Source organism: Micromonospora haikouensis, from assembly GCF_000876225.1.
Classification (GTDB): domain Bacteria; phylum Actinomycetota; class Actinomycetes; order Mycobacteriales; family Micromonosporaceae; genus Micromonospora; species Micromonospora haikouensis.
This window is the reverse complement of record NZ_JXSX01000001.1, coordinates 893,752-908,941: the sequence shown is the minus strand read 5'-3', so window position 1 is coordinate 908,941 and position 15,190 is coordinate 893,752. Positions and strand designations below refer to the sequence as shown.

10 protein-coding genes and 2 CRISPR repeat arrays (1 of these 12 cut by a window edge) are annotated in these 15,190 nt (G+C 71.6%); of the genes, 1 reads left to right on the top strand and 9 read right to left on the bottom strand.

Features of this window, described 5'->3' with window-relative positions:
- Window positions 1-114: 114 nt before the first annotated feature.
- Window positions 115-2,451: an esterase-like activity of phytase family protein gene (locus TK50_RS04115; protein WP_043961542.1), complete on the top strand. Its 2,337-nt coding sequence runs from the start codon at window positions 115-117 to the stop codon at window positions 2,449-2,451.
- Between the two features lie 86 nt (window positions 2,452-2,537).
- Here the strand turns inward: TK50_RS04115 and TK50_RS04110 are convergent, their stop codons facing one another.
- The 9 genes from TK50_RS04110 to TK50_RS04075 form a co-directional block, all read right to left on the bottom strand.
- On the bottom strand, window positions 2,538-3,293 hold the full coding sequence (locus TK50_RS04110) for a TIGR03089 family protein (protein ID WP_043961541.1): 756 nt from the start codon (window positions 3,291-3,293) through the stop codon (window positions 2,538-2,540).
- 150 nt (window positions 3,294-3,443) lie between these two features.
- A CRISPR array of direct repeats spans window positions 3,444-4,935; the repeat unit is 28 nt; unit sequence GGATCACCCCCGCGTGCGCGGGGAGCAG.
- A gap of 25 nt (window positions 4,936-4,960) precedes the next feature.
- Window positions 4,961-5,371, bottom strand: coding sequence for a type I-E CRISPR-associated endoribonuclease Cas2e (gene cas2e, locus TK50_RS32755; protein ID WP_082106156.1), 411 nt, complete (start codon window positions 5,369-5,371; stop codon window positions 4,961-4,963).
- Window positions 5,371-6,342: a type I-E CRISPR-associated endonuclease Cas1e gene (gene cas1e, locus TK50_RS04105; RefSeq protein ID WP_043961540.1), complete on the bottom strand. Its 972-nt coding sequence runs from the start codon at window positions 6,340-6,342 to the stop codon at window positions 5,371-5,373. Before cas1e ends, cas2e begins: the two co-directional genes overlap by 1 nt.
- Window positions 6,339-7,022, bottom strand: coding sequence for a type I-E CRISPR-associated protein Cas6/Cse3/CasE (gene cas6e, locus TK50_RS04100; RefSeq protein ID WP_043963781.1), 684 nt, complete (start codon window positions 7,020-7,022; stop codon window positions 6,339-6,341). The genes cas1e and cas6e overlap by 4 nt, the downstream gene beginning before the upstream one ends.
- An 8-nt stretch (window positions 7,023-7,030) precedes the next feature.
- A complete protein-coding gene (cas5e, locus tag TK50_RS04095; protein WP_043961538.1) occupies window positions 7,031-7,753 on the bottom strand; it encodes a type I-E CRISPR-associated protein Cas5/CasD in 723 nt (240 codons plus the stop codon).
- A complete protein-coding gene (cas7e, locus tag TK50_RS04090; protein ID WP_043961536.1) occupies window positions 7,750-8,901 on the bottom strand; it encodes a type I-E CRISPR-associated protein Cas7/Cse4/CasC in 1,152 nt (383 codons plus the stop codon). The genes cas5e and cas7e overlap by 4 nt, the downstream gene beginning before the upstream one ends.
- 2 nt (window positions 8,902-8,903) lie before the next feature.
- A complete protein-coding gene (gene casB / locus TK50_RS04085; RefSeq protein ID WP_043961534.1) occupies window positions 8,904-9,599 on the bottom strand; it encodes a type I-E CRISPR-associated protein Cse2/CasB in 696 nt (231 codons plus the stop codon).
- Window positions 9,596-11,290 carry a type I-E CRISPR-associated protein Cse1/CasA gene (gene casA, locus TK50_RS04080; protein WP_043961533.1) on the bottom strand — a complete coding sequence of 565 codons (1,695 nt, stop codon included), beginning with the start codon at window positions 11,288-11,290 and terminating at the stop codon, window positions 9,596-9,598. Before casA ends, casB begins: the two co-directional genes overlap by 4 nt.
- 235 nt (window positions 11,291-11,525) lie before the next feature.
- Complete coding sequence (locus TK50_RS04075; protein ID WP_082106155.1) at window positions 11,526-14,510, bottom strand: CRISPR-associated helicase/endonuclease Cas3; 2,985 nt, start codon at window positions 14,508-14,510, stop codon at window positions 11,526-11,528.
- A gap of 218 nt (window positions 14,511-14,728) precedes the next feature.
- Window positions 14,729-15,190: direct repeats of the CRISPR family, unit length 28 nt; unit sequence CTGCTCCCCGCGCATGCGGGGGTGATCC; it runs 482 nt beyond the window's last position.

The window sequence follows — 15,190 nt, the reverse complement described above, 5'->3', positions numbered from 1 at the left end:
GTAGCGCCCACGCAGGGCCTGGCCTGAGGTTGTTCGCCCGCCGTTCACGGCCGGGCCAGCTCCCGCTCGGCCCTGCGTGCCAGCCTCCGTCGCAGCGATATGACGGAGGACCATGTGACACCGAAACGCACCCCCACCCCGACGGCCGGCATCGCCGCCGCCGCGCTGGCCATCGCCGGCACGCTGGCCGTCACCGGCACGGCCGCCGCCGGCCCCACTGACGCCGGCCGGCACCACCCCGCCGAGGGCCTCACCTTCGACCGCACCGCCACCTACCCCGTGTTCCAGAACCGGCCGGCCGGCGAGGACCCGGCGACGGAGACGGTCGCCGAGATCTCGGCGGTCAGCCCCGACGGCCGCACCCTGGTCTACACCGACGCGGCGGCCCGCCGGATCGGTTTCCTCGACATCGCCCGCCCGGACCGGCCGCGCGGGCTCGGCACGCTCTCCCTCGCCCAGCTCGGCGACGCCGAGGACGAGCCCACCTCGGTGGCGGTCCTCGGCCGGTACGTCCTGGTCGTGGTCAACACCAGCGCCAGCTACACGGCCCCCTCCGGCCGCCTCGACGTGATCGAGCTGGCCACCCGCCAGCGGGTCCGCAGCATCGACCTCGGCGGCCAGCCGGACTCGATCGCCATCAGCCACGACCAGCGGTACGCGGCGATCGCCATCGAGAACGAGCGCGACGAGGACGCCACCCCGCCCGGTCGGAAGAAGGGCGACCTGCCGCAGGCCCCCGCCGGCTTCGTGCAGATCCTCGACCTCGACGGCAGGTCGACGCCGCAGCGGTGGAAGCTGCGGACCGTGCCGCTGACCGCCGCCGACGGGCAGGCCCTGCCCGCGCTGGCCGCCGCCGGGATCACCGAGCCCACCGACCCGGAACCCGAGTACGTCTCGATCAACGGGCGCAACCAGCTCGCGGTCACCCTGCAGGAAAACAACGGCGTCGTCCTGGTGGACCTGCCCACCGGCCGGGTCACCGGGGCCTTCAGCGCCGGCACCGCCTCGGTCGGCGGCATCGACACCGTCAAGGACGGCCGGATCGAACTGACCGGCTCGATCACCGACGTGCCCCGCGAGCCCGACGCCGTCGCGTGGGTGGACGACCGCTACCTGGCCACCGCCAACGAGGGCGACTGGCGGGGCGGCACCCGCGGCTGGTCCGTCTTCGACAGCCGCACCGGCCAGGTGGCCTGGGACGCCGGCAACACCTTCGAGCGCCTCGCCGTCCGCCACGGCCTGCACAACGAGGACCGGGCCGCGAAGAAGGGCACCGAGCCGGAGGGCGTCGCGATCGCCGAGTACGGCGGCGTGCGGTACGCGTTCGTCGGCTCGGAGCGGAGCAACTTCGTCGCCGTCTACGACCTCAGCCGGCCCACCGCCCCGGTCTTCCGGCAGGTCCTGCCCACCACCAACGGCCCGGAAGGGCTGCTGCCGATCCCGTCGCGGGGGCTGCTCGCGGTCTCCAGCGAGACCGACGACGCCGACGCGGGCGTACGCGCCTCCGTGTCGCTCTACCGACTGGGCGGGGGCACCCCCGGCTTCCCGAGCCTCGTGTCGGCCGACGACGCGCAGGGCGCACCGATCGGCTGGGGGGCGCTCGGTGCCCTCTCCGCCGCCACGGGCCGGCCGCAGCAGCTCTACAGCGTCACCGACGCGGCGTACACCCCGACCCGGATCCTCACGGTCGACGCCGGCCGGTCCCCGGCGGTGGTCACCGACTCCCTGCCGGTGACCGACGCCGACGGCAACCCGGCCGCCTACGACGCGGAGGGGATCTTCGCCCGCCCGCAGGGCGGCTTCTGGCTCGCGGTCGAGGGCGCCAAGGGCGCGGAGAACAAGCTGGTCCGGCTCGACGCCGCCGGGCGGACCCAGCAGACCGTGCCGCTGCCGGCCGAGGTCGCCGCCGGGCTCGGCAAGCAGGGCTTCGAGGGGGTCGCCGCCAGCACCGACCGGCACGGCCGGGAGATCGTCTGGGCGGTGCTCCAGCGCGAGGTGTCCACCGACCCGGCGGGCGTCGCCCGCATCGGCCGGTACGACGTGACCGCCGGGACGTGGAGCTGGTTCGGCTACCGGCTGGAGTCCACCGCCGTCGCGGGCGACTGGATCGGGCTGTCCGAGGTGACCGTGGTCGGCAACCGGCTCGCCATCATCGAACGGGACAAGCTGAACGGCCCGGCCGCCGCGCTCAAGCGCGTCTACACGGTGCCGATGCCCGCCGGCCCGGCCGCGCCGGGCCCGCTGGCGGTGCTGCCGAAGACGCTCGCCGTCGACGTGCTGTCGGCGCTGCGCGCCACCAACGGCTGGACCCAGGAGAAGCTGGAGGGCCTGACCGTGGCCGGCAACGGCCAGGTGTACGCGATCACCGACAACGACGGCGTCCAGGACGCCACGGGCGAGACGGTCCTGCTCCGGCTCGGCCCCGCCGCGAAGGTCTTCGGCCGCCGCTGACGCCCCGCCCCTCTGCTCGAATGCCGGGCAGGTGGCGGTATCCCGGCCGCTCGGATACCCCCACCTGCCCGGCATGGCGTCGTCGGTCAGAGCACGCGGGTGATCTCCTCGGCGGCGACCCGGGCGTCGAGGCGGGACCGGTCGAGGTTGGCGCACACGACCACCGACGCGCCGACGGACAGCGGGGCCAGGAGCCACTTCAGCGGCTGCTCGTGCTCGGCCGCGTCGACCAGCAGCCGGTCACCGGGCCGCAGCCCGAGCTGGTCGGCCACCTCCCTGGCGAGCCGGCCCCACGCGCCGAAGCTCGTGCCGTCGGGGGTCGCCGCCTCCGCCGGGTGGACGCCGGCATAGTCGGGCGGTGTGTCGGTGTGCCGCAGCACCTCGGCGTCCCAGTCGAGCCAGCCCGCCGGCACGTCCGCCAGCGGGCCCGGCCCGGTGCCGACGAGGTAGCGGTGCACCCCGTCGGGCACGTCCTCCAGCCAGTCGTCGAGCCGCTCCGGGGTGACGAACACAGCGTCGTACGGCCGGTCGCCGCCCGGCTCCAGGACCGGCAACCCGGCGGTGGCCCGGGGCCGGAACGACACGGCCAGCCCCACCGACCAGGCGCCCAACAACACTGCGGCGGTACGCCAGTGCGGCGGCAGCAGCACCGCGACGCGGCTGCCCGGGGCCAGCCCGCAGCCGTCGCGCAACAGCCCCGCGGTGCGCGCCGCCCAGCCGCCCAGGTCAGCGGCGCTCAGCGCGACCCGGTCACCGGTCGCGTCGTCGCAGAAGGTGAACAGTGGCCGGTCTACCTCGGCCTGCGCCGCGACCGGCAGGGCCACCACGTCCGGCGCTCCCATCGCACACCTCCCTGTGAGCGCGGCCCGCTCGGGCCACGGAAGGTCACCGTACCGCCACGAGCTGACGCTACGACGACGGCATGTAGCGACTACGCACCGCGCCGAGCGTTCAGTGATCAGGCGGCCCTGAGCTTCCGAATGACGTACTGAGGATCACCCCCGCGTGCGCGGGGAGCAGGACGCCCAGGTGGTCGCCGAGCGCCCGGACCTGGGATCACCCCCGCGTGCGCGGGGAGCAGTAGATCGGGTAGAGGCCGGTCGCCGCGAACGCCGGATCACCCCCGCGTGCGCGGGGAGCAGCGATTCGCCGTGATCGACGGGGCGCACGTCGCGGGATCACCCCCGCGTGCGCGGGGAGCAGGCAGGTTGATCACCGCGGTGACTTCGAGCCACGGGATCACCCCCGCGTGCGCGGGGAGCAGCCGGCCGAGGACGGGCCGCCGGCGGATCCGACGGGATCACCCCCGCGTGCGCGGGGAGCAGAGCCGTCGCACCGCCGGCACCCATCGCGGGTCGGGATCACCCCCGCGTGCGCGGGGAGCAGACGAACGGCTTCTGCGTGATGGCGTGCACGCCGGGATCACCCCCGCGTGCGCGGGGAGCAGGTCATCGGCACCCGGGCGCGGGTGTGGGTGCGGGGATCACCCCCGCGTGCGCGGGGAGCAGGTCATCGTGGCGTACCGCACGATCTGGATCTTCGGATCACCCCCGCGTGCGCGGGGAGCAGCCGAGCTGGACGGCGAGCTGGTCCGTGACCAGGGGATCACCCCCGCGTGCGCGGGGAGCAGTTCAAGCGCCGCCACCGGGCCGCGTGATGGCCGGGATCACCCCCGCGTGCGCGGGGAGCAGAGGCGGGCTGACGTGTTCGGCAAGCGGGCCGCGGGATCACCCCCGCGTGCGCGGGGAGCAGGTGTGGTGGGGCTGCTGGGGCGTCGAGCCGTGCGGATCACCCCCGCGTGCGCGGGGAGCAGACCACCACCAGGCCCTGCACCCGGTCGGCCGCGGGATCACCCCCGCGTGCGCGGGGAGCAGGCGTAGGCGGCCGGCATGGCGGGGTTCAGCGCGGGATCACCCCCGCGTGCGCGGGGAGCAGCCGCCGCGACCTGGGGCCGCATGGTCGCCGTGGGGATCACCCCCGCGTGCGCGGGGAGCAGATGTCGACGCCGAGGCGCTGCCCGGCCAGGTCCGGATCACCCCCGCGTGCGCGGGGAGCAGGCGCGTAGGCGGTTGCCGTGGCGGGACCGCCAGGGATCACCCCCGCGTGCGCGGGGAGCAGCCACCGGCCGGCCGGTTGCCGAAGTTGTCCCGCGGATCACCCCCGCGTGCGCGGGGAGCAGCTCGGCGTGGTGCCGTTCACGGCGTGCGTGCCGGGATCACCCCCGCGTGCGCGGGGAGCAGAAGGTCGGCGCTCAGAGCGTCGATGACGAGGCGGGATCACCCCCGCGTGCGCGGGGAGCAGCACATCTCCATTTCCAGGCCGATCAGAGTCGTGGGATCACCCCCGCGTGCGCGGGGAGCAGGCCAGATCGATCGTGGTCCGCGTGCTCTTGGCCGGATCACCCCCGCGTGCGCGGGGAGCAGACCAGGGCCCGCGCCTGCGCGCCCGGTACGCAGGGATCACCCCCGCGTGCGCGGGGAGCAGACTTCCTGAGCTGGGGCGCTAAAGATCAACTACCGCCATTTCCTTCACTTTGTTCGGAGGGAACCGACGATCCGCTGCTCCCATCTGGGGCCCTCCGCCCGAACTTCCGACGCTTGGACGCCTTGCTCCATCCCCGCCCCACTGCTGGGTTGTACGAACTCCGATCCGTAGGCCGACGCATGAGCGTGATCCCGTCGAAGTCCACCGGCTCCCAGTGATGGTCGTGTACCTCGAAGGTCAGTCGTTGCTCGCCTGGCCGCTTGTAGACGAGCAGTGCCCGGCCTGGCCCGGCCATCTCGACGACCTTGGCCCAGAGCCGCTGTCGGATCCGGCTGTTCACGTGTCCCACGTACACCCCGGCAGAGATCTCCAGCAGCCACTGCGTCAGGTGCCCACGCAGCCCTTCCGGGCAGGCGGTGAGGATGATGACGGTCATCAGAAGTCCACGTCCCCGGAGTAGTTCCGGCCGCCAGCGAGTTCGTAGCCTCCCTCGTCCCACAGGCGTACGGCATCGCTGCCGGCTTCCTCGTCGAGCTGTTCCTCGTCGATCGGCCCGGCCGAGCCATCGGTGAGCAGCAGGCTTCGGATGTCGCGGACGCACCGGTCGAGGAGCGCGCCGTCGTGGACCCGGTCACGGACGGCCCGACGGGTGTCCGAGCCGATGTCGGTCGACTCGCCGGCCGCGATGTCGAAGGCGACCGGAATGCTGATCTCGGCCTTGTACAGGTCAGCGATGTCGTAGACGAACGACCGCTCGTGGCCGGTGTGGACGAATCCGAGCCCCGGCGATGCGCCGATGGCGACGATGACCGTGTGCACGATGCCGTACAGGCAGGCGTGCGCCGCCGACAACGCCTGGTTGACTCGATCGCTGCCGTCGAAGTTGTCCGGGTCGTACTCTCGGTTGTTCCACGACACACCGGTGCGCAGCGAGTGCTCCCGGTAGCAGCGGCGGACCCTCGCCCCTTCCTTGCCGCGCAACTGTTGCATCGTGAGCCTGCTGGTGTCTTCCCCGGGAAAGCGCATCCGGTACATCGCGCGCGCCACCTGGAGCCGCCGGTCCCGGTGCGAGACGGCGGCGGCCTGGGCGAGGAGGAGGCGGCTTGACCGGGCGAGCGAGCGCCCGTGTGCGTAGTACCGGATGCCGTGCTCACCAACCCAGACGACCGTGGCGCCGTTGTCGGCGATCAGCATCATCGCCTGCTGGGTGATGCTGGTGCCGGGACCCAGCATGAGGACCCCGAGCGTGGCGGCCGGCAGATGCACGACGCCTTTCTCGTCGGTGGCCGTGATGGCGTTGCTGTCCCGGTGGAGGACGCATCGTTCGAGGTAGACGAAACTGACCCGGTCCTGCGCACGGTTGAGTTCCGCCAGTTCGGCCGGCGGCACACCCGGGATCTTCTTCACGAGGTCGGCTGCGCGGGCGCGAGGGTCAGCAGCCCACAGCCGTACGCCCGCGCGTGGCCGATGCCCCGGGTAAGGACGTTACGGAACAGGGCTGGGTCCTCGATGTCGAGGACGCCGTCATAGGTGGCTGTGACGAGGGTGACCGGCCGTTGTCCGTGGTTGCGGGTAAACCGGCGAACCTGGCGGTCGTAGGTGACGAGGTTCAGCTCCCCGTCAGCCTGCCGGGCGATGGTGAACCCGTGCCGCTCGGCCCGGCTGGTCAGCCACTCGATCTGCTGCGTGGCGGTGACCTGACCGAATCTCTGCGTCGTCGGCGAGTTCTCCGTCTTACGGCCGGTGCGGCTGGGGTTGGCCGTCAACCGGAACGCCCATCGCTGTCCCTTCTCCAAGGAGTCGAGCAGGCGGTCGTAGGGACGGGTCTCCCAGGACTCGCTGCTCCTCGGCCAGCCGGCCTGCTCGACGAGGTGGGTCAGCTCGGGCTCGGTCGGGCTCACGATGTAGAGCACGACCTGCCGGTCCCGCCGCTGGTCGACGCGCCACAGGGTGCGGGCGTCGTCGCGGGTGTGGTCCTCGGGACGAGGGAAGCCGGACAACACGGCGGCGTGCATCGCCTGCGGCGAGGCGAGCAACTTGCGCGCGCCCTGGCGGGCGGTGTTCATGAGGAACCGGGTCAGGTACATCGTCGTCCTCACAGCCACGTGAGCGGGTCGTGGTCGGCCAGGGCGGGGCCTCCGGGGACGCCGGCGGCGACGGGAGGACGGCCGTCGGGGTTGGGCGCGAGGACCCGGGTACGGACGACAGCCCGCCACCCGTACTGCCGGTGGGCCGGGTCGAAGCTGATCGGCTCGTCCTGGAAGGTCTCCGTGGCCTCGGCCCCCGGCGGAGCGTCGAGGAGCGCCTCCAGCCCAACGGTCGACGGTCCGCGCTCACGCAGGCGCTTCGAAGCCTGCCACGGCACGTCGCCGAGCACCTCTGCGACCGTGCCGGGGCGAACGCCGAGGGTGACGGGCGCGACCGGCGGGCAGGACCGGCGGCCCAGATAGAGCGGGAACTGCGGTCGGCGTACCGCCTCGTGCAGGCCGTCGAGCAGCTCGCTGTCGCCACCGATCGCGGCGAGGAACACCGCGTCGGAGAGGTAGTAACGGTTGGTCAGCGGCATGCTGTCCCGGCCGTCGAGGGTGCGGGCAACCTGAAAGTCGCGGAGGATCTGGCCGGGCTGGTCGATCCGTACCCCGAAGTCAAGGCCGAGCAGCTCGGTCAACGGATCGGTGCGCCGCTGCCCCCGGGCTGCGGCGAGCAGCCCGATCACTCCGCTCTTGGTGGGCGCGATCTCGGTGTGCCGCTGGGTGAAGCGGCTGGTCGACCCCCATGCCTGGAGCGGGCCGGCCAGCCGCAGCAGCAGGACGCTCATGCCGGCGTGCCGAGGCGGTCCGCGACCGTCGTCCCGACGGCGCTGACCAGGCCGGGCAGGGGCAGCACCTCGCCGAGAGGTGCGAGGGCGGCGGTACGGCTGCCGACGTGGGTGACCCAGGCGGCGACGGCGGGATCTCCGTACGTCTCCTCGATCTCGGTGGTGTAGTCGGCGAGCTTATGGGCGGCCTCGGCGACCATGCCGGAGCGATCCCCGAGCTGCCGCTCCCGAACGGGCTCCTCGAAGGCCCCCACCAGGTTGACCGACTGGGTGTCACGCAGCCGCACCATGACCGCGTCGGGGCGGGTGTGGTTGGCGAACGTGTTCTGCTTGCCGGACGGCATGCTGGTGACAAAGGCCTGCAGGAATGCCGTCACGGCCTCACGCGTGGCGTCGGCGTCGCCGAGGGTTTCGTGCAGTCGGTCGACGTCGATCGTCGCGTACCGGTAGAGGGTGGCGGAGTTGAACTCGATCGTGCCGATCATGCCGGCACCGGTCTCCTGGTTGTCGTGCTTACGGTCGTCCACGGCGGTGTAGTAGTCGAACTCGTTGTCGACGGCGTGAACGCTGAGGGCGTGGGCGACCTGGACGGCCGCATCGACGTTCAGGTCCGGCACGTCGGCGAGCATCCGGCCGAACATGGCGATGTCGATGGAGTGGTCGGTGTCGGCCAGCTTCTGGAGCTGCTTGGTGTCGAGCTTCTCCCCGGTCCGCTCGGCGTCGATCGCGGCCCGCGCCAGGTTCTCCTGCTGGCGGTGGCTGAGGAACATCAGGTAGCCGGACTCGACGTCGGAGTTCGCCGCCGCCTCGCCCTTGCCCTTCTTCGCCGCGGCCTCCTTCTTCACCAGGCCGGACGCCTTCAGCACGTCGGCTGCCAGGGCGGACGCCCGATCCTTCAGCTCGGGGTCGAGGTCGGCGATCCGGGCGGCGATCGCCTCTCCGATGCGCTTGGTCCGCTCGCCGAGTTGGGAGTCGTCGAGGGTACGGCGGAACGCCAGCCGGACTGCCCGCTTCCAGGACTGGGAGGAGACCCGGGCCCGACGTACGCCGCCGTAGGTGGCGGTCTTCGGGGAGCCGGAATCGTCCCGGTTGATGTTGCTCGGCGGCACGGTGTGCAGGATGTGGACGTCCAGGATCGTGCGGCTCATGGTCACTCCTCGGAGGGGGCGCCTGCGGGCGCGGAGTCGGCTTTCGAGTCGGTGCTGTCGTCGCCCTGGCGGTCCCCGGGCTCGGGCTGGCGGTAGAAGTCACGGCCCCACCGGCCGCGGACCTGGGCGGGGCCCCATGGCTTCTGCAACTCGACCAGGTCATCGGCCAACACGCCGTAGTCGAGGGCGATCCGGTGGTCCCGCAGAAGCCGGATCAGGCTGCGCAGGTGGGTGGTAACGGCGGCGTAGCTGGTGGCGGTGCCGAGGGCGGCGAACCGCCGGCGCACGGCGGCGGCTCTGTCCGGGTCGCTACACAGCAGGCTGACCGCCCTGCCAAGACCGATCCCGTCCTGGTGCATGGGCGTGTCGCGGATCGACTGCTGGTGCACCGCGTACAGGGTCAGCGCGGTGTGCATGGCCCGCTCGGTGTGAGTCGGCTCGTCACCGAGGCGATCCCCGAGGTACTTCTCCGCCACGCGGGTCTGCTCCAGGATCGTGAAGTCCTCGCCGGGTTCCCGGCCGACCACGCCCCGCAGCCTGGCCAGGGCGGCGATGGCGAAGCTCTCCTCGCGAAGGTAGCCGTCCTGCAACACCGCAACCCGGGTAGCGACGTGACCCCCGAAGGGCTTGCGTCGGCGGGCGTACCGCTTGGGCTCCGGGCTCTGGGTTTCGTTGTCGGCTGGGGCTGTGACGGTCACGCCGGCACCTCCTGGGAAACGGGCGGGTTCTCGGTGACAGCAGCCAACGGCAGGGCGCGACACAGGGCGTCGCGGAAGAACTTGTCCGCGAGCGGGCTGCTCAGGTGCTTCTTCTTCTCCTGGTCGACGTAACGGCCAGCCCATGCCTGCGGGCCAGCCTGCTCGACCATGCCTTGGCCGAGCCGGCGCACGCAGCGATCGGCCAGCGTCTGCCACTGGATGCGCGCCCCTGCCGGGTCGCTGTGGGGGCCGAGGTCGCCCAGCCAACGCCGGAACAGGACGTCCAACTTGGCGTAGCCGACTTCGGCGGCCCGGTCTGCGGCGGCAGCGGGCGGATCCTCGGCCCGGTCCCCGTACCCTCCGGCGGCGCGACACAGGTCGGCGGCCAGCCGGCGTAGCGCGAGGACGGCGGCCTCGGCGTCGGCGGCGCTGTCCACGATGGTGACGGCAAGCGGACCCGCAGGGTCGAACGCCTGAACGGGCATGGTCAACGCGTCCTGGTAGACCTCGTCGACCACCGACATCTGGTTGCCGTAGACGACGCCGACGGCGCGGGCGGTGACCCGGTACCGGTCGTCGATCAACTCCCTGATCCGGAGCCGGGCCAGCCACTGGCTGACCGCCGGCGGTCGTCGGCTCGCGGCTTCGGTCCCCGGTCGTTCGGTCGGGGCGGGCAGCAAGCTGGTCAGCCCGCGCCAGAGGGCCCGGGTGTGGTCGTGGAGGGCGGGCAGATAGACGAGGGGTTGCCCGAGCTTCTTCTCCTGGTTGGCGCTGCGCCGCCAGCCGCTCATCGGCTCCTGCTGGTGCAGGTTCGGCCAGGCGATGCGGTCCCCGTTTGCGATCATGGCACCGGTGATCCCGGCTTGGTCGCCGAAGAGGCGGATCCGGCGAGACTGCCAGGTGTAGAGGTTGAGCAGCCCGTACGGGCCGCGAGCGCGCTCGTTCTCCTCGACTGGGCCGTGCGGCTCGCGCTCCCAGACCGGGGAGTCACGTTCCGGGTCCTGCCGGAGGTAGTCGCTGTCGAGCGGGACGAGGTTGAGCAGCAGTGTCTCGCGCAGTGTCCGGCCTTCGAGGTAGACCAGTCCGAGGGAGCCACAGGAGGCGGGACCGATCGGGTAGCCCTTACCGCCCTTGACCCGGTCGTCACCGACCGCCCCGGACTTGATGCCGGACGTGTCGTACGCCTGGCAGTGGACCAGCCAGACGGCCGCCTCGGCAGGTGTCAGCCGGGCCAGGCCGGGCCCGAGCCGGGTGGTGAGGTAGGGCGCGTTGTTCGGCACGTCGGCGATCAACCGTTCCAGGCCGAACCCGTCTCCCTTCTGCGTACGCAGGTCGGCCACCTGGTAGAACGGCGTGACCGGGTGCAGCAGGTCGAAGCGGTCCCGGTACTCGTCGAGGTAGCCGGCGATGTCGTCCGCCGGCAGGTCGGAACGCCGCCACAGCCCCTGCCACGCGCGCTCGTCCTCGGGCCCGCCGACCGCCCGGTGCAGGATCGCGAGGAGCAGCCTTAGGATCGCGGACGTCTGGGTCGGCAGCTCACCGGCGACGGCCCGCAGCTCCGCCGCTTGGGCGAACAGCTCGTGCAGGGTGACCAGGCGACGACGGCCGGACAGGTCGAGCACCGGTATCCACGGCTGCTCGATCAGCGAGAAGGAAGAGGTGGCGGCATCCGGCATCTGAAGGTTCTCCATCCACTTCGACCGGCAATGAGAAACACGGGTATGAACCTGTCCCTACCAATGCGACGGCGCTTGCACTGTAATCGTTTCCCGCGTCACGCGGGGTGATCCACTGTCGCTACCGATATTCACAATGTTCCCTGCGTAGGCAGGGTTTACCGCAGCTCACTGGGGGCGCGGGCCACCAAGTTCGGTAACGAAGAGTCAGCAGCCTCGCGCGGCCTGTCTGATAGCGGACAACTGCCGGTCAGTCGCTACGCAGGTCGGCCTTCTCGACGCGCAGGCCGCTGTGCCGGTCGTACGTCAGGACATGATCGACAAGGCGGGCCTGCCCCCGCTCGTCGAGGTCGAGGATCAGCTCGCCGCCGAGCAGCGGGTCCTTCTCCCAGGCCGGGAAGGCGTTGCGTGCCTCCAGTTCGTCGATGATCCGCTCGGTGCCACCGTTGGCGGTGAGTGCCCTCGGCAGCGGCAGGGCGCACCGCAACATCGCGCGGGCTACCGCCTTCGACGGCGCGAAGTCCGTCGGGACGACCACATCGCCCCCCTCGGCAAGCCAGGACGGAGTGCGCAGTTCGCCTCCCCGACGGATCAGCAACAGCACCTCCAGCGCCTCGGCTGCGTCGTCCCGCACGTGTGCCCGGCCGCGCCGCTCGTCGCCGTTGGCGGTATCGGTGTTCCCCACGTTGGCGTCGAGCCAGCTCAGCAGGGAGACCCCCGGCTGCTTGACCGGCCGGATCCGGAACGTCTCCGCGCGCTCGCCAGCCGCGAAGGTTCGCTTCAGCGCCTGCGTCTCGGCCTTGGCCAGAGCGTCGTGCCAGGAGGACGGGCCGACCGGCTCGGAGCCGTACGCGTCCTGCACGAGGGACGCGATGTCCTGCGGAAGGGCAAGGCCACTTTCACCGTCGAGGTAAGGCAGGAGCACAGCCGCCGCCCGGAGCAGGGCGAAACGGTCGTACACCCGGACCGAGCCGGTCACCGGAGCGGGCGGCTCGGCCGCCCAGTCCGCGCCGGTCACCAGGCACCGAGGATGCGCGAGCCGGGCGGGGCGGTCGGTCCGGTGGTGCCGGTGCAGCCGGCCGAGCCGTTGCAGGATCAGGTCCACCGGGGCGAGGTCGGTGACCAGCAGGTCGAAGTCGATGTCCAGGGACTGCTCGGCGACCTGGCTGGCCACGACGACGTGGCAGCTCGGCCGGATGCGTCCGAGCTTGGCGAGGTGGCTGGGAGGGCCGAAGGTGTCCCGCAGCCACTTGTCCTTGGCCGCGCGGTCGGCGGCCATGAAGCGGGAGTGCGCCACCGACACCGGAATCTGCGGCCCGAGGTGCTCGCGCAACGCGGCCGCCGTGTCCAAAACCCGCGCAACGGTGTTGCGGACGATCAGGACGCAGCCACCGTCCGCAAGGTCGGCCCGGAGCCGATCGGCGAGGGCAGCCAGGTCGTCGTCCGCGTGTTCCAGCCGTACGTCAAGGCTGCGGCCGGACGCCGCGCAGCCCACCGCCACCGGCTGCCGGCCGACACCGGAAACGCTGAGCAGCGGATACCGTCGATCATCGCGCAGAGGTTGGTAGTCGTCGGCGGCGACGGTGCCGCTCGCGCGATACCTGCGTCGGGTGCCACCCGCCTGCCGATGGCCCAACCGCCCGTCGTCGTAGGCCCGCATCATGTCGGCCCGCCGCGCAGCGGGAAGGGTCGCCGACAGGATGACCACGGGTACGCCGTGGGCCCCCAGCCATTCCAGCGCCCGGTCCAGGTACCGGCTCATGTAGACGTCGTAGGCGTGCGCCTCGTCGATGACGACAACCTTGCCGGCGAGGCCGAGGTGTCGCAGGGCCACATGCCGGGCCTGCAACGCGGCGAAGAGCAACTGGTCGATGGTGCCAACGACGAAGCTGGACAGCAGCTTGCGCTTCCGTCCGGCCAGCCAGCCGTGCACGGCGGTCTGTGTCCCGCCCTCGTCCAGGGCGATCGCGCTGGGCAGCACCCCCCGGTAGAGCCGGGAGTATTCGTCGTTGAGCATCGCCTTGCCGTGCGCCAGGGCCGCATCCCGGGCGCCCCTGCCCAGATCCGCATCAGGGAGCCGGCTGAGCCAGGTCAGCACCCGGCTGAACATGGCATCCCCGGTCGCGCGGGTAGGAAGCGCCAGGAAGCAGCCGCCCGCACCGCTGCGCCGGGCGAGAATCTCCACGGCCGCGAGCGCGGCCTCGGTCTTGCCCTCGCCCATTGGCGCCTCGACGATCAGCAGGCCCGGCAGCGGCATGGCGCGGGCCTGTTCCACCACCGCCGCCTGCACGGGATACGGATGCGTCCCAGCCGGCAACTCGAAGCGCCGGGAGAACAGGGCCGACACGTCGAGGCCGGCCACGTCAACGGGCTGCCAGGGCATCGGCAGATCCAGCTCGTCCCAGGCCTCGGCCAAGCGGTCCGGCGCGTTCTCCCGTTGGAAGCCGTACGGAAAGATCTCGTCGTTGCTGGCGATCCAGTCGGCGACGATCACGATCCCCGTCAACAGCACCTGGACCGGTTGCGGCAGGGCGACCTCCCGCCAGACCGGCAGCCGGCCGGTCACGTCGGCGTACCCACTCATCCAATCGAGCAGCTCGTCGCGCACCTCTGGCCACAGCCCGTCGATTCCAAGCAGGTAGGGCCGGTCGCGGATTGCCTTGAGGTCGCCGTCGGTCGGCGGCACCCCGTGGTGGCCGCCGACGACCACCGCGTATGCCTCGGCCTGGTTACGCACCCAGCCGTGGCGGGCGGCCAGCCAGTCGATCAGGGCGAGATGCCCTGCCGGGCCGTGCGGGGCGCAAAGGCGTTTGTCCTCCACCTGACGGTCGAAGACGAAACCGTGGTCCTGCATCGCCTGCCGCAGGTGTTTCACCTGCCAGGCGAACGCCGGGGTGGCCTTGCCGATGTCGTGGATGCCGGCGAGCCAGCGGACCAGCCGGCGGCCGTCGTCGGCCCCACCGGGCAACGGCGCAGCGATCCGCCGCCGGACACTTTCCGGCAGCCACATGTCCCACAGCAGGCCGGCGACATCGGCGCTGTCGGCGAGGTGACGATGGAGCGGAAGCCAGAAGCCCCGATCGCGGTTCGTCTTGCCCCAGACAAGACGGGCACTCTCGCTGAGACCAGGTTGGTCGGGCACGGGAGGGATGAAAACAGAGGGGTACGACACCTGACGACCAACTCCCAGGGGCGACTTGCAGGCCGAGCTTTCAGCATCGAGAACGACGCTCATGTACGTCCGGACGCAGCCTGGTCGGAGATCGAGCCAGATTCATCTGGCCACCGGAACCCCTCCCTGTCGGACACCCTCACGGGGAGTCCATCGGTACGCTGAGTCGGCTGCGACTCACACCACTCCAACCGAAGCGCTCGATTGCAACGGCGATGATCTTGAGAGGCAAAGTGAACGAAAACGAGGAAGTTGATCTTTAGCACTGCTGGTCAGGAAGTCTGCTCCCCGCGCATGCGGGGGTGATCCCAGCTCGTGCACCTCGTCGAGCAGGATGAACACCTGCTCCCCGCGCATGCGGGGGTGATCCGGCGGTGAGCAGGGCGGCCCGGCGGTCGCCGTACTGCTCCCCGCGCATGCGGGGGTGATCCGCTCCGGGCGCGCATCGGCGTGTCCCCTGGGATCTGCTCCCCGCGCATGCGGGGGTGATCCTCACGGCCGTCGTTAATCCACAGCCCTCCCTGACTGCTCCCCGCGCATGCGGGGGTGATCCGTGGGGCATCCCCATCCACCACGGCCCCGGCATCTGCTCCCCGCGCATGCGGGGGTGATCCGCGGTGGATCACCCACGAGGTGCTCCCGGCGATCTGCTCCCCGCGCATGCGGGGGTGATCCCAGGTCGACGACGTCGACATGGAGCCCTGCAACCTGCTCCCCGCGCATGCGGGGGTGATCCCGGTGGG